This window comes from Microcoleus sp. Pol11C3 (assembly GCF_036701485.1).
In the GTDB taxonomy this organism is placed as follows: domain Bacteria; phylum Cyanobacteriota; class Cyanobacteriia; order Cyanobacteriales; family Microcoleaceae; genus Microcoleus.
In genome coordinates this window covers 1-20716 of sequence record NZ_JAUBQW010000118.1, presented here as the reverse complement: position 1 = coordinate 20716, position 20716 = coordinate 1, and the positions used below count along the sequence as shown (strand labels likewise).

The 20716-nt window shown below is 45.8% G+C and carries 16 protein-coding genes; 14 read left to right on the top strand and 2 right to left on the bottom strand.

Annotated elements, in window-relative coordinates:
- Positions 1-325: 325 nt before the first annotated feature.
- The 11 genes from QUA40_RS22075 to QUA40_RS22025 all read left to right on the top strand — a co-directional run bounded on the left by QUA40_RS22075 (position 326) and on the right by QUA40_RS22025 (position 15431).
- Positions 326-1639, top strand: coding sequence for an ABC transporter substrate-binding protein (locus QUA40_RS22075; RefSeq protein WP_333129785.1), 1314 nt, complete (start codon positions 326-328; stop codon positions 1637-1639).
- Between the two features lie 248 nt (positions 1640-1887).
- Positions 1888-2796 (top strand): sugar ABC transporter permease, encoded by a 909-nt coding sequence (locus tag QUA40_RS22070; RefSeq protein ID WP_333129783.1) that lies wholly within the window; start codon positions 1888-1890, stop codon positions 2794-2796.
- A 71-nt stretch (positions 2797-2867) separates the two neighbouring features.
- On the top strand, positions 2868-3731 hold the full coding sequence (locus QUA40_RS22065) for a carbohydrate ABC transporter permease (RefSeq protein ID WP_333129780.1): 864 nt from the start codon (positions 2868-2870) through the stop codon (positions 3729-3731).
- Between the two features lie 178 nt (positions 3732-3909).
- Positions 3910-4992, top strand: a complete 1083-nt coding sequence (locus QUA40_RS22060) for an ABC transporter ATP-binding protein (protein ID WP_333129777.1) — start codon at positions 3910-3912, stop codon at positions 4990-4992.
- 334 nt (positions 4993-5326) lie between these two features.
- Positions 5327-5677: a hypothetical protein gene (locus QUA40_RS22055; RefSeq protein ID WP_333129775.1), complete on the top strand. Its 351-nt coding sequence runs from the start codon at positions 5327-5329 to the stop codon at positions 5675-5677.
- A 366-nt stretch (positions 5678-6043) separates the two neighbouring features.
- Positions 6044-6484 carry a DUF3574 domain-containing protein gene (locus tag QUA40_RS22050; RefSeq protein ID WP_333129774.1) on the top strand — a complete coding sequence of 147 codons (441 nt, stop codon included), beginning with the start codon at positions 6044-6046 and terminating at the stop codon, positions 6482-6484.
- Positions 6485-6646: 162 nt separating this feature from the next.
- Complete coding sequence (locus QUA40_RS22045; RefSeq protein WP_333129772.1) at positions 6647-6850, top strand: hypothetical protein; 204 nt, start codon at positions 6647-6649, stop codon at positions 6848-6850.
- 325 nt (positions 6851-7175) lie between these two features.
- The gene (locus QUA40_RS22040) at positions 7176-7688 is read left to right on the top strand and encodes a hypothetical protein (protein ID WP_333129770.1); all 513 of its coding nucleotides are present in this window, start codon (positions 7176-7178) and stop codon (positions 7686-7688) included.
- 166 nt (positions 7689-7854) lie between these two features.
- A complete protein-coding gene (locus QUA40_RS22035; RefSeq protein ID WP_333129768.1) occupies positions 7855-9888 on the top strand; it encodes an ABC transporter ATP-binding protein in 2034 nt (677 codons plus the stop codon).
- A gap of 627 nt (positions 9889-10515) precedes the next feature.
- On the top strand, positions 10516-13929 hold the full coding sequence (locus tag QUA40_RS22030) for a PAS domain S-box protein (protein ID WP_333129766.1): 3414 nt from the start codon (positions 10516-10518) through the stop codon (positions 13927-13929).
- A 197-nt stretch (positions 13930-14126) separates the two neighbouring features.
- Entirely contained in the window at positions 14127-15431 is a 1305-nt protein-coding gene (locus tag QUA40_RS22025) for a cytochrome P450 (protein ID WP_333129764.1), read from the top strand.
- A gap of 209 nt (positions 15432-15640) precedes the next feature.
- On the opposite strand, the gene QUA40_RS22020 is transcribed toward QUA40_RS22025, so the two are convergent.
- Positions 15641-16246, bottom strand: coding sequence for a chorismate lyase (locus tag QUA40_RS22020; protein WP_333129762.1), 606 nt, complete (start codon positions 16244-16246; stop codon positions 15641-15643).
- A gap of 176 nt (positions 16247-16422) precedes the next feature.
- Here QUA40_RS22020 and QUA40_RS22015 point away from each other — a divergent pair, with 176 nt between their 5' ends.
- Positions 16423-18042 (top strand): NAD(P)/FAD-dependent oxidoreductase, encoded by a 1620-nt coding sequence (locus QUA40_RS22015; RefSeq protein WP_333129761.1) that lies wholly within the window; start codon positions 16423-16425, stop codon positions 18040-18042.
- A 62-nt stretch (positions 18043-18104) separates the two neighbouring features.
- On the opposite strand, the gene QUA40_RS22010 is transcribed toward QUA40_RS22015, so the two are convergent.
- Positions 18105-18656: an acireductone dioxygenase gene (locus tag QUA40_RS22010; RefSeq protein WP_333129759.1), complete on the bottom strand. Its 552-nt coding sequence runs from the start codon at positions 18654-18656 to the stop codon at positions 18105-18107.
- A 227-nt stretch (positions 18657-18883) separates the two neighbouring features.
- On the opposite strand from QUA40_RS22010, the gene QUA40_RS22005 reads away from it, so the two are divergent.
- Positions 18884-19849 (top strand): M48 family metallopeptidase, encoded by a 966-nt coding sequence (locus tag QUA40_RS22005; RefSeq protein WP_333129757.1) that lies wholly within the window; start codon positions 18884-18886, stop codon positions 19847-19849.
- Between the two features lie 225 nt (positions 19850-20074).
- A complete protein-coding gene (locus QUA40_RS22000; RefSeq protein WP_333129755.1) occupies positions 20075-20500 on the top strand; it encodes a DUF4359 domain-containing protein in 426 nt (141 codons plus the stop codon).
- Positions 20501-20716 lie beyond the last annotated feature (216 nt).

The window sequence follows — 20716 nt, the reverse complement described above, 5'->3', positions numbered from 1 at the left end:
TCTGAGTTTCACACGTTTGAGCTTGTTAAGAAAGTCCCTCTTGACTTTCTATCGCTCTTCTTAACTTGTCACCAATGAACGCAGATAATCTCAAGATAGTTGATGATTTTTGTAATAACAGGTTTAATATCTATCTGTAGATAGATGTTAATTTAACTCACCATCTAATCAGTTAAATCAAAATTTGAACTTTCCACTCAAGCATTATTAAGTAAGCTAAAGTTTACTTAAATTTTTATTGCACAAACTCGCTAAATCCAGCGAAACAAAAGAAAGCGAGTTATGAGAGAAAGAAGGCGATCGCACAGCTACTTCTCAAAAGCAAATGCAAAAAATAAATTCCCCGCCGCAAGGAAGGCAGAAGCCTCGCCTTTTAGCCTTATTCGCTGTCACATTAGCCACCGTCTTGCTTTTATTTATTCTGCCGGCACTGACTCAACAGCCAGTCGTGCTCACCATGTTAATGCAAGGTCAAGACCTTGTTAACTGGAAACCCTTTGTCAAAGAATTTGAACAGAAAAACCCCGACATTCGCATCAACCTCATAGAAGGGCCTTTTGACAGCAACCTCATAGAAAATCTTTACACATCTGCCTTTCTTTTAGGCGAATCGCCCTACGACATCATCAACATGGATATTGTCTGGGTTCCCAAATTTGCAGCCGCAGGTTGGGTAAGCGATTTGACAGACAGAATTCCCCCGGAACAACTTTCCAAATTCATCCAAGGTAACGTCGAAGGCGGACGGTATCGGGGCAAACTTTACCGAATTCCCCATGCTTCCGATGCCGGAATGCTTTATTACCGCAAAGACATTTTAGAACAAGCGAAAATTCCAGCGCCGAAAACCTTTGAAGAGATGATAAAAATCTCTCAAAACTTGCAAAAACAGGGAAAAGCAACTTGGGGTTATCTGTGGCAAGGCAAACAATACGAGGGAGTCTCTGCGATGTTTGTCGAGGTGCTCTCCGGTTTCGGGGGCTTCTGGGCCAACCCTCAAACTTTTGAAGTTGGGTTAGATAAACCGGAGGCAATTAAAGCAGTTGAATTTCTCAAAAATACGATCGCCTCGGGCATTTCTCCTCCGGGTGTCACCACCTACGGCGAAGAAGAAACCCGGCTGTTGTTTCAAAACGGCAAAGCACTATTTTTGCGAAACTGGCCGTATGTTTGGAAGCTGGCAAATGCCGAAGGATCGAATGTTAGAGGCAAAATTGCGATCGAGCCAATGCTCAGCAGTACGGGTAAAACAGGCGGTTCCTGCTTGGGCGGCTGGGGCTGGGGAATTGCCAAAACCTCAAAACATCCAGAACAAGCGTGGAAAGCAATTCAGTTCCTTACCAGCGAGGAAACCCAGCGCAAATTTATTTTACAAACCGGTTTAGTTCCCAGTTACAAATCCCTATTTACCAACAAAGAAATAGTCGCCAAATATCCCCACTACCCGGAACTGCTAAAAGTAGTGGAACGGTCAGCTTTGCGCCCGCCCCTGGCACAATACGCTCAAGCTTCTGATATTTTGCAGCGCTATTTAAGTTCAGCTTTTACCGGGAGAATGAGTGCAGAACAAGCAATGAAAGCAGCAGCTAGCGAAACTCGCAATTTATTAGGCAGTTTGAAACAAACCCAAGCTTCGTAAATTTGACATTTTGCCTCTGTCAGAAACAGGCAAGATCCCTGTTCCAAAAAGAGTGAATTTTTTTATTGTGGGGTGGGCATCTTGCCCGCCAGAACAGGCAAGATGCCTGTTCCACAAAGAGTTAGAAACAGGCAAGATGCCTGTTCCACAAAGAGTTAGCAACAGGCAAGATGCCTGTTCCACAAAGAGTTAATTTAATTGTGTGGTGGGCTTCTAGCCCGCCCAAAAATAAATTAAAGGTGAACAATATGCAATTAGACAAGATGCGACAGCGCGAACAAAAAACCGGATGGATATTAGTAGCACCAGCTTTGATAATTCTGATGCTAGTATTTGCTTACCCAATATTGCGCGCTTTTTGGCTGAGTTTATTTACCCAAAACCTCGGTACAGAACTAAAACTGGTTTTTTCCGGTTTTGCTAACTACAGTCGAATGTTAGGCGACGGGCGTTTCTGGCAAACTTTAGGCAACACCACAGTATTTACAGTCGCCTCTGTTGTGCTGGAATTAATTATCGGTATGGGCATTGCCTTAGTCTTAAATCAATCTTTTCCAGGGCGCGGCATTGTTCGCACAATCTCCTTGCTACCTTGGGCGTTGCCCACTGCATTGATGGGAGTAGCTTGGGCGTGGATTTTTAACGACCAATACGGCGTAATTAACGATATTTTGATGCGTTTGGGATTGATTAAAAATAGCATTAGCTGGCTGGGAGATCCGACTTTAGCAATGATGGCAGTAATTACAGCGGATGTGTGGAAAACTACGCCTTTTGTCAGCTTACTTTTGCTAGCGGGATTGCAGTCCATTCCCGGTGATTTGTACGAAGCACACGCTATTGACGGCGCGAGTAGCTGGCAGAGTTTCCGTCAAGTTACCCTGCCTCTGCTGATGCCGCAGATTGTGATTGCTTTGCTGTTTCGATTTGCCCAATCTTTCGGCATTTTTGACTTGATTCAGGTGATGACGGGAGGGGGGCCGGCGGGGGCAACGGAGACGGTTTCTATCTACATTTACAGCACGGTAATGAGGTATTTAGACTTTGGGTATGGGGCGGCTTTGGTGGTGTGTACTTTTTTGATGTTAGTGGCAGCAGTTGCGATCGCAGCTTACCTGTTATCGAGAGCCCGCATCAATGCAGCCGGCGGAAACTAAAACGATTTTAGATTTGGGATTTGAGATTTGAGATAACCAACAGTTGCACTTTTATTTCCTTGGTATAAATTATGTCGATCGCCCGCGAACAACCTACCCAAAAAACCTTTAACATCCGGCAATTAATCTTGCCCATCTCGGCGATATTAATCGTCGCATATTTCCTCGCACCCATCCTCTGGCAGGTACTAACTTCTTTCAAAGTAAATGCGGATATTTCAGCAATTCCCAACATCTACATTCCCAAACGAATTACTTTCGAGCATTACCTGTCGCTGTTCCAGCGCCGCCCGTTTGCACTGTACATTTTAAATAGCGCTTTTGTTTCGATTACTTCGACATTGCTGTGTTTAGCAGTAGGCGCTCCTGCAGCTTACGCTTTGGCCAGGTTGCGACTGTGGGGCGAGAGAATTATCCTGGCAACTGTGACGATTGTTACCCTATTTCCGGCGGTGCTGCTATTTTTGGGGCTGCTGGAAATTGTCAAAGCTTTGGATTTAGGCAATAATTATTTAGCATTAATTATTCCTTACACCGCTATCAATCTGCCGCTGACAATTTTGGTAATGCGGAGTTTCTTTCAACAATTGCCCAAAGATTTAGAAGATGCCGCTAAAGTTGACGGATACAACACTTTTCAAATGCTTTGGCAAATCGTGCTACCGATGACATTTCCCGCGTTAGTTACAACTGGGATTTTGACGTTTATTTCGGCTTGGAACGAGTTTATTTTTGCACTAACATTTATGACTCGCGAATCTCTAAAAACAATCCCCGTTGCCACGGCTCAACTCAGCGGGGTGTCAGTATTTGAGATTCCTTACGGCCCGATCGCCGCAGCTACCGTTTTGGGAACTTTGCCCTTAGTTTTGCTGGTTTTGGTGTTCCAGCGGCGCATCGTTCAAGGTTTAACGGCCGGGGCGGTAAAAGGATAGTTTACAACTCGTTAGAACTCGTTCCTAGGCTCTGCCTGGGAACCGATATCTAGAGGCTCTGCCTCGCTTTTTAAACAGGAAAATTGGAGGCAGAGCCTCCGGATATGCGTTACCAGGCAGAGGCTGGTAACGAGTCAAACAACACACTCAACAGTCAACAATCAACAGTTTAAAAATCATGGCAAAATTGCAACTAAAAAACCTCAATAAAACCTACAGCCCTAAAGTTGTTCCCGTAAAAGACATTAGTTTGGATGTCAGCGAAGGGGAATTTCTGACTTTGCTGGGGCCGTCGGGGTGCGGCAAATCTACGACGCTGCGGTTAATTGCAGGGTTGGAACAGCCGACTAGGGGCGATATTATAATTGGCGATCGCAATGTCACTTATCTCAGACCGGGCGATCGGGATATTGCAATGGTTTTTCAAAGTTACGCGCTGTATCCGCACATGACAGTATACGAGAATATGGCATCTAGCCTCAAACTTCGCAAAATTTCCTCCAGCGAAATCAACCGATTAGTGACGGAAGTTGCAACATCCCTCGGATTGACTGAATTAATCGATCGCAAACCCGGAAAACTATCAGGCGGACAGCGGCAGCGAGTCGCCCTCGGCCGCGCATTAGTGCGCCAACCAGAAGTATTTTTGCTCGACGAACCTTTGAGCAATCTCGACGCATTATTACGGGAAAAAGTTAGGGCCGAACTCAAACAATTATTTTCCTCCCAAAAAGCTCCTGTAGTTTACGTCACTCACGACCAAACCGAAGCAATGACGCTTTCAACAAAAGTCGCAGTTCTCAACAGCGGCAACGTGCAGCAACTAGACCCGCCACATTTAATTTATACTCGTCCGGCCAATCAGTTTGTAGCGGGTTTTGTGGGCAGCCCGCAAATGAATTTGCTAGTGCTTAAATGTCAGGGCAATTTTGCGATGTTAGGTGATTTTGGAGTTCCACTCCCAAATCTGCCGACGGTGCCGCCAGAAATTGTGTTAGGAATTCGCCCGGAACACGTCGGCTTTGCAGATGCAGAGGCCGGCAATATGTCGGCCCCAGAGGCAATTAAAGGTGAGGTTTATTTAGTGGAAAACTTGGGAATGCAAAATTTAGTTAGCGTCCGAGTTAAAGGTTTGGAGCCAGTAACGGTGCGGGCTTTGCTGCCAAATGACCGCCACTGGAATTCAGAAATTGTAGAGCTGGTTTTTCCGCCTCAGTTGCTGCACTGGTTTGACGTGAAAACGGGCGATCGCTTGCAGTAAGAATTTGCCCTGCATACCATGATTGATTAAAAATTGTCTAACCATGTGTATAAAAATATTTGTTTTGCTTCTAATTAAGTTATGACTTTAGTTAGAGGTAGAAATATTTGGCTGCTGTTAACTTGATATTCATGTGTGAAAAAGCTAATTGGCTGACACATAGGTGGCGTGTTTACCAGATTTTATCGCTAACCTATAACTCTATTTAGGTGGTTAATCGCACGTTAAAGCTAAGTTGGCTTTACCTCGCATTAGCTGCTGGTTGTGGAGCGAGTCAATTAGATGAAAAAAATGTTGAAAATTATCACCAATCAACTTAGGGAGTATTACTGAGATGAATTTGATTTCCACAGCCATTGCTCGCATCAGTTCCCTGCTTAAGGGTTTTCAAATGAAGAGTTTTTTGAGTGTTGTCCTAGTCGGTTTTCTGGTGCTGACAACCACTGTTGATTCGGGACGCACTAACAAAGGTTTTGGCACGCAAGCCAGCTCAAAAGCTGAGCTAAACAATTCTGAAAGACCCCAAACAACGCGGGAATGGAGGCAAGAAGCTCGCGAAACCTCAGACTCTCCCGGCCAACGAGCTCAGAAGATTGGACAAGAGGCAGGAGCAGCCGTGAAAGAATTCGGGGAGATGTACCAAGACACTGCTAAGAGAAGTGTCCGCGAATTAAAGGATAACTAGCTCCACCTAAAAAAATCTAACACTGAGAAACCTGATTGCTGTAGGGGCAGCGCCAAGAGTGTTCGCCCTTGCGGGTTTCTCAACACCTGAACACTTTGACGTTTAAATAGGTTAAGTTACTTCATACGGCAGACGCAATCAAGTAGGCGAGCATAAATCAACTAAGAGTGACGCTCAAAAACCCGGTTTCTTATGTGAAACTGGGTTTTTGAGTTGGAAGTGTTTTATGTTAAATTATATTGTTTCCGGTAGCATTGGTATTATTCAATTGTTGGGCGGTGCATGAGTGTCGATAGTCTCATAGTTGAGATTTAAAGATTTGTCGATCTCACGAACCCTAAAGAACTTAATTGTGAAAATTATAATATGAATAAACATCTTAACACTATTTGCTTGACAGGCCTGTTGTTCATCCTGCCTGTTTGTCCGGCAACAATTGCCCGCGCTCAACCTCCCAAAACTTCGGATACTACTAATGCCAAGCAAACAAATCTTCTCAAAGATGAACTGTATTTTGGCTTAACGAAACCGGGAGGCGAGACAGTTTCTGAATCAGAATGGCAGGAGTTTGTCAAGGCAGTTATTACCCCTCGTTTTCGCGAAGGGCTAACAGTATTAGACGGGTCGGGGCAGTTTCTCAACAGCTCGGGAATGTTGATTAGAGAAAACTCTAAGATAGTTATTTTGATTTATGAAAGTAGCCGGGAAAAAAATCAAGCTATTAATGAAATTATCGAAACTTACAAGCGGACTTTCCAGCAGGAGTCTGTGCTGCGCGTGACCAGCGAAGTTAAGGTTTCTTTCTGATGGGGTCATCGAATCAGTGTATTTATGATATTATTTGTGCTGAGCAAGGTCATATCCTCAAAGATAAGCAGGGTGCGGGTGCAAGAAAAATCCTAGTTTGTGGGTATCGATCGCACACTGCAAAAAATCGCTATAAAAACCTGCCCGGGAGAAAACAAAAACATGATGAACGACGGCAACCAAAAAGCTGAAGTGCCTGAAACCGAGGATGCACAAACTTTTTCCGCCATGGCGAAAGCTTTTATTGTGAACGTGTCTTGGTCTTACGCAGAGGCATTGGAGCGCATGAAACGATCGCGAAATCCACAGGAACCTGCGCCGGAATCTCCTACAGAACAAGTCAAACCCGATACTGAAAGCAATTAATGAAAAACTATTAATGCGATCGATTTGCCAAATTATCTGTGCGATCGAACGCAATAGTCAATTAGCTGTTTTGAGTTAAGAACAATCTACTCAGAACAGCGAACTGTGCAGCTTAAGCCGGATTTGTATTGGATTTTACAATAAAAAAACTGAAAGCCCCGTGACTCTTCAACAAGCTCAGGAAAAGCTTTAGTCCGGCTATGACAACTGCGTTGCAGGTTTGAACCTCAACCTATATCTATCCCTAAAAGAAATTTAAACTAAACAAAGTACGGTTTTACCGCTACAGTGTACAAAACAAATAACCAATTTTTAGATCGGTCTCATGTCTAATTCAAAAATGATTGGCAAAGCGATCGCAGGTAGCCTTTGCTTGGGCATTCTCATTAGCTTCAACGGCTCACTGGGCCCAGCCTCCGCAGCAACACCAACAATTGCCCAAGAAACAGCAGCCCCGGCCGCTAGCAACCTCGACCAGCAACTCCTAGGCCAATGGCAAGGCACAGTCCCCTCCGGTCAGTCTTTCACCTTCGTCTTTGCCCCAGAAGGCAAATTGTTTCTCATGGCTAAAGGCCCCGACGGAGCCGCCCGCGCCAAAGAAATGAGGTACAAAGTTAATCTCGGTGAAAAACCGATGCACATTGATGTCGGCCTCAGCAGCACAGAAACTGTTCAGACTGTTTTTGAGTTGACTCCCGAAGGTCAAATGCGGCTTCAGTTGCAAGGCACCAATCCCGGACAGGCCAGACCTAATTCCTTAAACGAGCAGGCAACTGTGTTTAAAAAGGTCTCAGAGGCCACTGCACTGCCTGCTGACACTCAAGTCATCGGTTTTTGAGGAAAATTGCAGGCAGAAGGCACTCTAGTAGTTCTGAGTTTTAAGTTAAAGAATTTAAACTTTAAAATTCAAAACTTACAACTTAAAACTTTCCCCCTGCCTTCTGCCTTCAACAGGCCCTGCTACAATCCACTTAATCTCCCTTTAACTTTTGCCATAGACCTCCATGAGTGAAACCGTCCTAGAAGTTCGCAACCTGCGGGTTGAATTTCAATCTGCGGACGCAGGCGATGCGTCTGCAACCGTCAAAGCGGTTGACGGCATTTCGTTTGAGGTCAAGCGAGGCCAAACTCTGGGCATCGTGGGAGAGTCGGGGTCTGGAAAATCAGTAACATCCCTGGCCGTGATGGATTTACTTTCGAGTTCGTCAACAAAAATCGAGGGCGAAATTTGGTTTTCTCCGACAAAAGACGGCGCTAGCAATGGGCCTGTGAATCTGCTGGAAATGCGGGACAGGGAAAAACAAACATACCGCGGCAGCCAGATTGCGACGATTTTTCAAGAGCCGATGAGTTCGCTCAATCCTGTTTATACGATCGGATTTCAACTCACAGAAGCCATTTGTTTGCACCAAAAGGTGTCGCCGACAGAAGCGCGGCGCCAAGCTGCTTCTCTGCTACAAGAGGTGAAGCTGCTACCGGGCGACGATGAGCTCAGGCAGCGGTGTTTGGCTTTGCGGCAAGAGCACTCGCGGGCTGCTGCGGGGAATCAAGCGGTGATGGAGGACGATCGCGATTTGATGCAGCTCGTCAACGGCCAAAAACAAGCTATGCTCGATCGCTACCCCCACGAACTCTCAGGCGGTCAAATCCAGCGCGTGATGATTGCAATGGCCATTTCTTGCAATCCAACTTTATTAATTGCTGATGAACCTACCACGGCTTTGGACGTAACCGTGCAGGCAACAATCTTAGCTTTGCTGCGGGAGTTGCGGGACTCTAGAGGCATGGCAATGATTTTTATTACCCACGATTTGGGCGTCATTGCGGAAATTGGCGATACGGTGGCGGTGATGTACCGAGGCAAGATTGTTGAGTGCGGTGCGATCGAACAAATTTTCAGCAATCCCCAACATCCTTACACAAAAGGTTTATTAGCTTGTCGCCCAACTCTTGATCGGCAAATGCGCCGTTTGCCGACGGTTTCCGATTTTATGGATGTCACCACAAATGCCAGCGGCGAATTAGTAATTATCGAGAAAAATGTCGATTTAGACGGCGACAGCAGCGGCGGACTTTCCGCTTTTGCAACAGGAAAACAGCCTCGGCTGCCGAATATTTCCGAGCCTTTGCTGGCTGTTAATAACTTGCGAGTCGGTTTTCCTGTGAAGGGAATGTTTGGGGAAACTCAACGCTTGTTTATGGCGGTAAACGATATTTCTTTTGAGGTTTACCCGGGCGAGACTTTGGGTTTGGTGGGCGAGTCTGGCTGCGGCAAATCAACTTTGGCAAGAGCTTTGCTGCAATTAATTCCGATCGCCAGCGGTAAAGTGTTTTTTGAAGGTCAAGAAATTACGCCTCCTGCGAAAAGTAGTTCGGGATCGCAGTGGATGGCTAATTATCGGATGCAAAAAGAGTACGATCGCAAATTACGCTGGCTGCGGCGCGATCTGCAAATTATTTTTCAAGACCCTTTTAGTTCTCTCGATCCGCGCCTAAATGTTGGGGATGCGGTGATGGAACCGATGGTGATTCACCGTTTTGGTAAGAACCAGAAAGAACAGCGCGATCGCGCGGCTTATTTGTTGGAGAGAGTGGGTTTAAATCCCGATTTTATGCGGCGCTACCCTCACGAGTTTTCCGGTGGGCAGCGGCAGCGAATTTGTATTGCTAGAGCTTTGGCCTTGAATCCTAAGTTTATTATTTGCGATGAGTCTGTTTCGGCATTAGATGTGTCGGTGCAGGCGCAAGTTTTAAATTTGCTGAAGGAGTTGCAAACAGAGTTCGGACTGACTTATATTTTTATTTCTCACGATTTGAGCGTGGTCAAGTTTATGAGCGATCGCGCGATCGTCATGAACAAAGGCAAAATCGAGGAAATTGGCACTGCTGAGCGCATTTACCGCCAACCGCAGCAAGCTTATACGAGGCAACTTATAGCTGCTATTCCTGCGGGGAATTTGGAGCGAATTCGGCAACAGCAACTAGGTCGCCAAGCTGCTTGGGCTCCATCGCCTGCGGATGAATCGAAACACGTTTGAGCTTTAGTGTTTTAAACTGAGTTCACTGTTGACGGTTGACAGTGAACAGTGAACAGTCAACCGTTAACAGTCAACATCATTCCGGTGTAACCGGAAATGATATCAGCAGTTTATCTTTATTTTAACTTCATAATTTATAGTCAAATTGAACCTGCTTGAACTTGACTAATATTGCGGGTTTTTCAACCCACGACCAGGGCGCTCCACGCAGTATTTTCCTATATCAAACCCGGTCATTCCAGGAGCCAAAAAGTGGTATAACACGCTACTATAACGCGGTAAGCGGCTTCAGGCGAACCCTACATAATTAGGTTATTCGTCCAAGAGTCCCAATTTCTGCGTCCAATTAGCTAGATTAGGCCAAATGTCCAATGACTAACAGCAATATGTAGCCTAGTATTATAGATAAACTCTCTCAATGAGTCGGAAAAAGTAAAAAATGCACATCCCAGCTAAGAAAAGATTGCTCGCTAATTCCGTAAATACACTTAATTATCTAGCCGGGTTGCGTAGATTTACGCAAATTTTAAAATGCTAGATTTTGCCAGCTCGGAAAATCTTATAATATTTAAATATTTTTATTGATATTTTGACTCACCACAAGTAAAACGGAATCAAGAGTAAAAAATGAAATCTTCTGTTCGTATCGAAGAATCGAAAAGCACTAAATTATCGAACTTACTGCAACTTTTGTTGATAAAATTTACCGCAGCCGTCGCCAGAATAGAAAAGGCAGAAGGCAGCAAGCAGTATGAAAAAAAAATTAGCCTAGGGACGATCGCCCCTGGCAGTTTATTCTCAATTGGGATAATTGTACTGCTGGTCTTAAACGGGTGGCTCGTAGCTGGCAGCCGTGATAATTTGTACTATAGTCAACTCGCCCTGGGATTTTTGGCAATAGCAAATATTGTCTTTTTGGCCGTATCGGGGCGCTCAAACACCTCTTGGGCCCTAGCGGAAAACGATCGCCCATCCAGCAATCCCGACGGGTGCGATCGCTTTTTTAGCCTCTCGCTAGATATGCTGTGCGTCCTTGGTTTTGACGGTTATGTAAAACGCATCAACCCAGCAGGAGAAAAAATACTCGGCTATTCCCCAGGAGAAATGGTTGGCAAACTCTTCATTGAATTCGTGCATCCAGACGATCGCGAAACTACTTTAAAAGAAGCTGAAAGTATCGCTGCGGGGAATAATACCGTTGGGTTTCAAAACCGCTGGCGCTGTCGAAACGGATCTTACAAGTGGGTAGCCTGGACTGCTACCCGTTTCTACGAGGAAGAATTGATCTATGGTGTCGGCCGCGACATTACCGCTTACAAACAAGCAGAAGCAGCGCTGCAAGAGAGTCAGCGTTTTGTTGAGCGAATTGCCAATACCAGCCCGAATCTTCTCTATGTTTACGACGAAACCGAGCAGCGAAATGTCTACAGCAACCGCGAAATCACTGACATCCTCGGCTATACCGTCGAAGAAGTTCAACAAATGGGCAGCAGTCTGTTACCTACCATTATCCACCCTGATGATTTAGCTAAATTTCCCGACTATTTGCAGCAATTAGAAAATGCTCCCGACGGCGAGGCTGTTGAGTACGAATATCGGGTGCGCGATCGACAGAATTGTTGGCACTGGTTAGTCAGCCGGGATATTGTATTTAGCAGAACAGAGGAGGGGAAAATTCAGCAGCGTCTCGGTGCTGCTACGGACATTACAGATCGCAAAATAGCAGAACAAGCTTTAGCAGAACAATTAAAACTTTCTTTATTCACAGCAGATGTGGGAATTGCTCTAACTCAAAACCAAACTTTGCGTGCAACTTTGCAATATTGCACCGATGCAATTGTGCGCCATTTGGATGCTGCGTTTGCTCGGATTTGGACGCTGAATGAAGAGGGAAATGTATTGGAGCTGCAAGCAAGTGGGGGGATGTATACTCACATTGACGGCGCTCACAGCCGCATTGCTGTCGGCGAGTTCAAGATTGGTTTAATTGCCCGAGAGCGAAAACCTCACATCACTAATTCTGTGCAAGAAGCTCCCCGAGTCAGCGACAAAGAATGGGCGAAACGAGAAGGAATTGTGGCTTTTGCTGGATATCCGCTAATTGTTGACAATCAGTTGCTGGGAGTAATCGCAATGTTTGCTCGCCAGGAGTTGAACGAATCAACACTGGTTGCTTTAGCGTTAAGTGCCGATGCGATCGCCCTGGGAATTAAGCGCAAACAAACAGAAGTTGCTCTCGCCACACAAAAGCAAACTTTGAGGGGAATTATTGACAACGCTCCGATCTGGGTGTGGATGACAAATGCTAGCGGGCGGATGTTATTAGCTAACAAAACTTTCTGCGAAGATGTGGCTATTCCCGAATCAAGATTTTTAGCAGCATCTCACTATTCCGAAGTTTGGGGATTAGAAGCATCTGTTAACTCTATGGCATCTGACATGAAAGCATGGAGCCAAAATATTCCCTGTTATACTGAAGAAGTGATGCAGCTTGCTGATGGTAAAGAACATTATTTGGAGACCATTAAAACTAAGGTAAAAGATGATTCTGGTAAGGCGATCGGCTTAATAGGTTTGGGTTTGGACGTTACAAAACAAAAAGAATCTCAAAGACAGTTGCAAAAGTCGGAAGCGAGATTCCGCAAATTAGCCGAGCAGGAAGCGCTGCTGAATCAACTAGCTAGCAATATCCGCGAATCTCTGGATTTAGATACTATTTTAGCAACAACGGTGCAGCAAATTCGCGACTTGCTGCAACTCGATCGCTGTCTGTTTATGTGGTATTGGCCGGACGCCTCGCCGCCAGTTTGGGCGGTGCAATACGAGGCAAAAAATGCTGATTTGCCTTCGTTGTTGGGTTTAGTTCCTGCTGATGCGACTGGTAATTACGCCGAACGGATTGCCAATTTGGAAATAATTCGGGTGGATGATTGTGAGACTGTTACCGATCCAGTAGAGCGGGAATTTTTCATGTATGTAGGATTCACTTCTCTGCTGAACATTCCCCTTCAGACATCTGTTGGTAAAATCGGGCTAATTTGCTGTGGTGCTTCTAGCAGCGTGCGGTGTTGGAGCGATGAAGAAGTGGAACTGTTAGAGGCAGTAAGCGACCAATTGGCGATCGCCATTAATCAAGCGGAACTTTACACTCAAAGCGTCGATTCAGCCCGGATAGCGCAAGAACAAACTGCCCAACTAGAAGTAACTCTGTGCGAACTTCAGCAAGCTCAAACCCAACTCGTGCAGGCAGAAAAAATGTCCAGTCTCGGTCAAATGGTAGCAGGAATCGCCCACGAAATCAATAACCCCGTTAGCTTTATTTTCGGCAATCTTACTTACACCGAAGAATACACCACAAGCCTGATGAAACTGCTGCAAATGTATCGAGATGAATACCCGGAACCTTCTACTGCTCTTCAGGAGGAAATAGAGGTATTAGAGCTAGATTTTGTGCTAGACGACTTGCCGAAAATGCTGTCTTCTATGCAGGTGGGAGCCACTCGCATCCGGGATATCGTGCGGAGTTTGCGGAATTTCTCTCGCCTCGATGAATCGGACATGAAAAAGGTTAACATTCACGAAGGCATCGACAGCACATTGATGATTTTAGAACACCGTCTGAAAGTTCAGCCAGATCGCCCCGCAATTCAACTCCTTAAAGAATACGGACAATTGCCACTGGTTGAGTGCTACGCCGGACTCTTGAATCAGGTGTTAATGAATATTATTGCTAACGCTATTGACGTTTTACAACAACCGCTCGATAATCCGGGAATTATCCGCATTCGTACAGAGGTAGAAGGTACTCTCGCTGTGATTAGAATTGCTGATAACGGGGCAGGGATGACCGATCAAGTCAAGCAGCGGATATTTGACCCGTTCTATACTACAAAACCGATAGGTTCGGGGACGGGGATGGGTTTAGCGATTTCCCATTCAATTATTGTCGAAAAACATAAAGGTGAAATTAAGTGTTTCTCGGTGGTGGGGAAAGGCACTGAATTTATAATCGAGATTCCGATTAAAACCACAGAAAATTAAATTGGTGGTTCGACCAAAATACTAAGGTGCATCAGTTGGACAAACCAGATTTTTTTGTAATAACCTTAAGATTGACGCAGCCGACAGGTTACAAATAGAGAAAACTTATTTTACCAGAAGAAATTTGTCGGGTGCGTATTGCCCACCCTCCAACTAAAATTGATATGATATTAAAAATCTAAAATCTAAAATCTAAAATGGCATTACCTCCCGGCAGTTTCGGTTTACCCCTAATTGGCGATACCCTCAACTTTTTGCAAGATTCCCAATTTGCCAAAAAACGCCACCAGCAGTACGGGCCCATTTTCAAAACCAGCCTTTTCGGACAGCCTACCGTGTTTATGCGTGGCCAAGAGGCTAGTTTGTTTGTTTTAAGCAATGACAACCAATATTTTGTTGCGAGTTTTCCTGCGAGTACGCAAGCGCTTTTAGGCCCGCTTTCCTTGTCGGTGCAAACGGGTGCTAACCACATAAATCGCCGCAAGTTGATGTACCAAGCGTTTCAGCCGCGAGCTTTGCTTGGCTACATCGGCGCGATGGAAAATATCACTCAGCGCTATTTGGAAAAATGGGCAAAAATGGAAACCATGACTTGGTATCCCGAACTGAGAAATTATACTTTTGATGTTGCGGCTAAGTTGTTGGTAGGGATTGATAATGGTTCGGAAACGGCGCTAGGACATTATTTTGAAACCTTCTCTGATGGTTTATTTTCTATTCCTTTAGATGTACCTTGGACTAAGTTTGGCAAAGCTAAAAAGGGCAGAAAGCTGCTGTTGGCAGAACTTGAAAAGATTATTCGCGATCGCAAGCTTGGAACCCCTAGTGGCAATGATGCTTTGAGTTTGCTGATTTCGGCTCGCGATGAGGAGGGAAATAGTTTGAGTTTGGATGAGTTAAAAGATCAAGTGCTGTTGCTGCTGTTTGCGGGACACGAAACTTTAACTTCGGCGATCGCCTCTTTTTGCCTTCTCCTAGCTCAACATCCCGATGTGATGGCAAAAGTGCGGGCCGAACAGCAGCAGTTCCCCGCAACTGAACCCCTAACATTGGAACAGCTCAAACAAATGACTTATTTAGAACAGGTGCTGCGAGAAGTGCTGCGTTTAGTTCCACCGGCGGGAGGTGTTTTTCGGACAGTAATTAATGCTTGTGAGTTCGGCGGCTATGAAATTCCCAAGGGTTGGAGCGTGATTTCAGGGATTACTCAAACCCATCAGGATAGTCAACTTTATCCTGAACCCGAGCGATTCGACCCCGATCGATTTAGCTTGGACCGATCGGCTAAACCTTTCAGTTACGTGCCCTTTGGAGGCGGTTTGCGAGAATGTTTGGGCAAAGAATTTGCCCGATTAGAGATGAAGTTGTTTGCAGCAAAGATGGTTCCGGAGTACGAGTGGGATCTGTTACCGGATCAAGATTTGAATTTGATCGCAATACCGATGCCTCGTCCCCGCGACGGTTTGCGAGTGAAATTTCGTCGCACAACTATGAATAGGTAGAAAATCCAGCTCTCCGACATCTTCAATCCGACATCTTCAAGAAGTCGGGGAAGCTCATACCAAATCCGGCTGTATGCCCTCGGGCTCGATCTTCCTCTTCTTCTTTGTGTTCTTGGCGTCTTCGCGGTTTATCAAAAAAGACTAAGGCAAGCGTGTCACAATTAGTAAACTGCCTCAGATGCCAAAACCCTCGATCGGTCGATAGCATCTCAATCAACATCCAATTGCATCGACCCCAAATACTTAGTTAAATAAGGAGAAAAAACCTCATAAATCAGAGTCAATGGCTTCCCGTGATGCCAAAACAAATAGTGTCGCCCCCAAAAAGGCCCCGACTGTTCAAAAGCTGACTCCAAGGCCACGGAATCACCGCAATAAATGCCCTGCACATCGCGATACAATTCTGTCCGCAGCCTCGCTAAACTAGCCCAAATTGGCAAAGATTTATTTTGTAAATATTCGTCTACATGACTCGCTTCCCACCAAGAAGTCGCATAGGCCAAGCGCTGTCCCGAAGCTGTTCGCAGCCACACTTGGCGGCGCAGGCGCGGCCCCGGAACCGCGACAATTTGCTGGGGCGCGCCGTCTGCGTCTTCACCAACTAAAGACATATCGATCACATCTACTTCTGTGGGTTCCCCTGTCAGCAGTTGCAGGTGACGGGTGGGAGAACCGTCGCCCAGGAGCAGTATTTGCCACGCCGGTGCGAGCTTGGTGTGGGGCAAACCCTTCTGTACTGCGTCTTCGGCTCCTTGCCACAGGGGGTTGAGAGCGTGCCAGGTGCGGCTGTTTTTGGGTGTAAATGTTGCAGTCAAGGGTCTTTACAAAACTTAATTTTTTGCTTATTATAACGTTTCTTCAATCTAAAATCAAAAATCGATGACCGATGACGATCGCCCATAGGATGCCCGGTTAAATAGTTATAATACTTCTGTTCGGGATTTTTATTCTTCCTTCTTCCTTCTTCCTTCTTCCTTCTTCCTTCCACTATATGTTACGAATAACCGAAATAAAACTCCCCCTAGATCATCCTCAAGATGCGATCGCCAGCGCCATTCTCAAAAAGCTGCAAATTCCCCCCGAAGAATTGCTCGGCTATTCCATCTTCAAGCGCAGCTACGATGCTCGTAAAAAAGCAGAAATCCTCCTTGTCTATATTGTGGATGTAGAGACGACACAGGAAAAGCAACTTCTCCAACGCTTCAAAAAAGATCCTCATGTGATGGTGACGCCAGATACGAGTTATCGCTTGGTAGCCAAAGCCCCCAGCAATTTGACGATTCGCCCCATTGTGATTGGTACAGGGCCCTGCGGTATGTTTGCAGGTCTGATGCTGGCACAAATGGGGTTTCGCCCCATCCTTTTAGAACGCGGTAAAGCAGTGCGCGATCGCACGGTTGATACCTTTGGATTTTGGAAGAAAAAAGCAGAATTCAACCCAGAATCTAATGCCCAGTTTGGGGAAGGTGGTGCGGGTACTTTTTCCGATGGCAAACTCTACAGCCAAGTTAAAGATCCTCAACATTATGGGCGGAAGGTGCTGACGGAACTTGTGAATGCGGGAGCTTCACCGGAAATTTTATATGTTAATAAGCCGCATATTGGCACGTTCAAACTGGTGGGAATTGTCCAAAGTATTCGCGCCCAAATAGAATCATTAGGCGGAGAAATTCGCTTTCAAACTCGTGTGAAAGATATTCACATCGAAGATGGAAAAGTGCAGGGGCTTACCATCGCCAGTGGAGAATATATTGCTAGTAATTATATTGTCCTGGCGGTGGGACACAGCGCCCGCGATACTTTTGAAATGTTGTTTTCGCGCGGGGTTTACATCGAGGCTAAACCATTTTCTATTGGTTTTCGAGTGGAACATCCGCAGACTACGATCGATCGCTGTCGTTTTGGCGATCGGGCGGGCCATAAGCTTTTGGGTGCCGCCGATTACAAACTGGTTCACCATTGCCAAAACGGTCGTTCAGTATATAGTTTCTGTATGTGTCCCGGTGGTTTGGTAGTGGCGGCTGCGTCAGAACCGGGGCGACTTGTTACTAATGGGATGAGTCAATATTCTCGGAATGAACGCAATGCTAACAGCGGGATTGTGGTGGGTATCACGCCGGAGGATTATCCGGGTCATCCTTTAGCAGGAATTGAGTTTCAGCGTCGCCTAGAAGAACGGGCATTTGAGTTAGGTGGTGGCACTTACAACGCCCCTGGGCAGCTTGTGGGGGATTTTTTGGCGAATCGCCCTTCCACGGCGCTAGGCGCTGTGCAGCCGTCTTATACGCCGGGTGTTGTGATGACTGATTTGAGCGAAAGTTTGCCAGATTATGCGATCGCAGCCATCCGCGAAGCACTTCCGGCTTTTGACAAACAGATTAAAGGATTTGCGATGGATGATGCGGTTTTGACTGGGGTGGAAACGCGCACTTCTTCACCAATTCGGATTAAACGCAAGGAAGATTATCAGAGTTTGAATACAGAAGGTCTTTATCCTGCTGGGGAAGGTGCAGGATATGCGGGTGGAATCCTGTCCGCGGGGATTGATGGGATTAAGGTGGCGGAGGCGGTTGCTTTGAGCATCTTGCAATCTTCAAACCACAAAATTTGAGGCTGAGTTTGAGGATTTTTAGACGATTTGAAGATTGCCGTCAACCGTCAACTGTCAACTGTTCAAACAGCAGCTAAACGCGATCGAATTTCGGTATCGGTATACTCCGGCGTCCAGCCTTCTTGGGTGGTAAAATAGCGCACCGCTTTAATTTTCCGGGCTGCTGTCAAATAAAACCAGTGTTCTGTATTCGCCGGCACGTTGATAAATTCTTCCGGCTGCACTGTGAGTTCGACTTGGCTACCGTCGGGCCGCACGAAGCCGAAAATGCCCTCGCCTGCTACGATATAGCGGACTTCATCATCGGCGTGGATGTGGCACTTGTTGAATTTGGACAGCATGGTGTCGAGGTTGGGAATGTCTGGGTGCAGTACGAGTAAGTCGCGGGATTGATAGCCTGCCGTTTCCTTGAGTTGTTGAAAGTAGCCGTCGAGGGCTTCCAGCACTTGCTCTTTTTGATTGTCGTCAAGAGCATCTTTAGCTAACAAATTTTGAATTTCAGCGCTGTCACCCACGGGCCAGCGGTTGAGTTTAATGTTTAAGGAAGCGAGTTCTCGGGTAATGTCGCTTTGTTGTGTGTAGGTTGTACCGTTTTCGAGTCGCAGGATAGCCATTTTTGCACGTTCCTATTTTTGGGTGAGGCGATACACAGGCACTGTGAAAGATGTTTGTCGATCGCGCCTGTACCAGAATCACAATTTTAACGCTAATTTGAACAGGCTTTCTGCCCTGTTCCACAACAGTTCAATATTTGTCGCGATAATATTGATAAGTCAGGCGCCAGCTAGCACCAGCAGCGATCGGCAATCCTGATATCTTGAATGTAACTTTTGCAACAACTATGCCTACTTATACGGGAATTTCTAGTGAAGCATTTCAGCATCCCCTCGATCGCCAAGCTGAGGAAGCGCTGCGAAGCGTGCCTGGATTTGACTTAATTGCCAGCAAATTTGTAGAATTTGTCTACGAACGACCGCAATTCGTTTACCTAATGGGAAATAGCATTCAAGTCGGGCCGCGCCAATATGCCAGCATCTATCATATTTTTCGGGAATGCGTGCAGGATTTAGATGTTTTTCCAGAACCGGGTTTGTTTGTTTCTCAGAATCCCTCAGTTAACAGCTATGCCCTAGGAAAAAACCAGCCATACATAGTATTAAACACTGGTCTTTTAGACTTGTTGGACGAGGCTGAAATTAAGACTGTGCTGGCTCACGAGTTGGGACACATTAAATGTGGTCATCCAATTTTAAATCAAATGGCGATGTGGGCGATGAACGTCGCATCGACAATTGGCGAGATGACTTTCGGGCTGGGAAATATTGTCGGCAGCGGTTTAATTTTCGCTTTTTATGAGTGGCGGCGCAAGGCTGAATTGTCGGCAGACCGGGCGGCTTTGTTGGTAACGGATGACTTAAACAGTGTGATGAAGACGATGATGAAACTTGCGGGAGTTAGCAGTAAATATGCTGACCAATGCAGTTTGCAAGAATTTATCCGCCAGTCTGACAACTATCAAGAGCTCGATCGAGACAATCTCAACCAAGTGTATAAATTTTTACTTTACAACGGCGGCCAGGGCGTGATGCTGAGTCACCCTTTCCCGGTGGAACGCCTGCGGTATTTGCGAGACTGGGCAAGTTCCGAGGAATACCGCCAAATTAAGCTGGGGAACTACAAGCGGGCTGTTGCTGAGGGTGCGGTTGATGTCAAGTCCCAAACGCCTAACAGCGAGACGGAGGCTTTGCGCCGTCAGATTGAAGAGTTGCAGCGGGAGATCGATCGGCAAAAATCACAGCGAAACTAAGTTTAAATTCCTCATCCCCAGGCTGTGCCTGGGAACCAGCTAAATGTTTTGTTGAAAATTTACCGGATTTGAGGGAGGGGGAAACGTAAAAAGAAGGTAAACCAGTGAGAGACTTACTCGCAACTGGCCTCCAATCTAAAAACTGTCCCCTCCTTTCGGAAATCTGTTTCTAAGGAGGTGTAGTTTAAATCAAGAGAAGCTTATAAATCAACGGGGCTAAAAAAAATGATTATTGATAAAGCGATGAATACTAACAAACCAACTTCTAATTTTTTCGGCAATGTCGGAAAAGTTGCGATCGCCCTGACTCTTCTAGCCGCCGGCATGGCATTTACAAATCCTGGGAGAGACAAATACCTAACTTATGCTTCCGGCGTACTCCAAACCGAGTTGGAAAGCACTGTGTGCAAAGATTCTCGCGTGCCGAAAGCTTTGAGCGGTATTACAGATACTTTGCTCGGCAGTTGCAAGAATTTGCTGACTTCGCAGCGGGGCACGATCGAAAGCTTGCTCGACAATACAACGCAGCGTCAGAATTTAGGCGTTGTCAGCATTTATACAACTGAATTAGGCAAAAAAAGCTATCAAACTGTTGGAGCTTTTGGTAATTTTGTGACGCTGCCACCTAGTTCTGAAAATGCTCAAAATTAGAGTCAAATTAAGTTCAATTGTTGAAACCGGGTTTTGTAGAAAGCCCGGTTTTTGCTTACGTAATTCTCTCTCAGTAAATCTCAATAAATTCGGAGAGCGGGAGCACATATTTTTAATGATGCCCGCTATTAAAGCCAAAATATAGCATTTCTTACAAAGGTGAGGTACAATAACAGCAGTGAGTAAACCAATTCCAAATATTTGCTGATGTAACTT

Excerpts from the sequence above, each read along its gene's own strand:
- QUA40_RS22075 (WP_333129785.1), top strand. The coding sequence starts at position 326 with ATGCAAAAAATAAATTCCCCGCCGCAAGGAAGGCAGAAGCCTCGCCTT.
- QUA40_RS22070 (WP_333129783.1), top strand. The coding sequence starts at position 1,888 with ATGCAATTAGACAAGATGCGACAGCGCGAACAAAAAACCGGATGGATA.
- QUA40_RS22065 (WP_333129780.1), top strand. The coding sequence starts at position 2,868 with ATGTCGATCGCCCGCGAACAACCTACCCAAAAAACCTTTAACATCCGG.
- QUA40_RS22060 (WP_333129777.1), top strand. The coding sequence starts at position 3,910 with ATGGCAAAATTGCAACTAAAAAACCTCAATAAAACCTACAGCCCTAAA.
- QUA40_RS22055 (WP_333129775.1), top strand. The coding sequence starts at position 5,327 with ATGAATTTGATTTCCACAGCCATTGCTCGCATCAGTTCCCTGCTTAAG.
- QUA40_RS22050 (WP_333129774.1), top strand. The coding sequence starts at position 6,044 with ATGAATAAACATCTTAACACTATTTGCTTGACAGGCCTGTTGTTCATC.
- QUA40_RS22045 (WP_333129772.1), top strand. The coding sequence starts at position 6,647 with ATGATGAACGACGGCAACCAAAAAGCTGAAGTGCCTGAAACCGAGGAT.
- QUA40_RS22040 (WP_333129770.1), top strand. The coding sequence starts at position 7,176 with ATGTCTAATTCAAAAATGATTGGCAAAGCGATCGCAGGTAGCCTTTGC.
- QUA40_RS22035 (WP_333129768.1), top strand. The coding sequence starts at position 7,855 with ATGAGTGAAACCGTCCTAGAAGTTCGCAACCTGCGGGTTGAATTTCAA.
- QUA40_RS22030 (WP_333129766.1), top strand. The coding sequence starts at position 10,516 with ATGAAATCTTCTGTTCGTATCGAAGAATCGAAAAGCACTAAATTATCG.
- QUA40_RS22025 (WP_333129764.1), top strand. The coding sequence starts at position 14,127 with ATGGCATTACCTCCCGGCAGTTTCGGTTTACCCCTAATTGGCGATACC.
- QUA40_RS22015 (WP_333129761.1), top strand. The coding sequence starts at position 16,423 with ATGTTACGAATAACCGAAATAAAACTCCCCCTAGATCATCCTCAAGAT.
- QUA40_RS22010 (WP_333129759.1), bottom strand. The coding sequence starts at position 18,656 with ATGGCTATCCTGCGACTCGAAAACGGTACAACCTACACACAACAAAGC.
- QUA40_RS22005 (WP_333129757.1), top strand. The coding sequence starts at position 18,884 with ATGCCTACTTATACGGGAATTTCTAGTGAAGCATTTCAGCATCCCCTC.
- QUA40_RS22000 (WP_333129755.1), top strand. The coding sequence starts at position 20,075 with ATGATTATTGATAAAGCGATGAATACTAACAAACCAACTTCTAATTTT.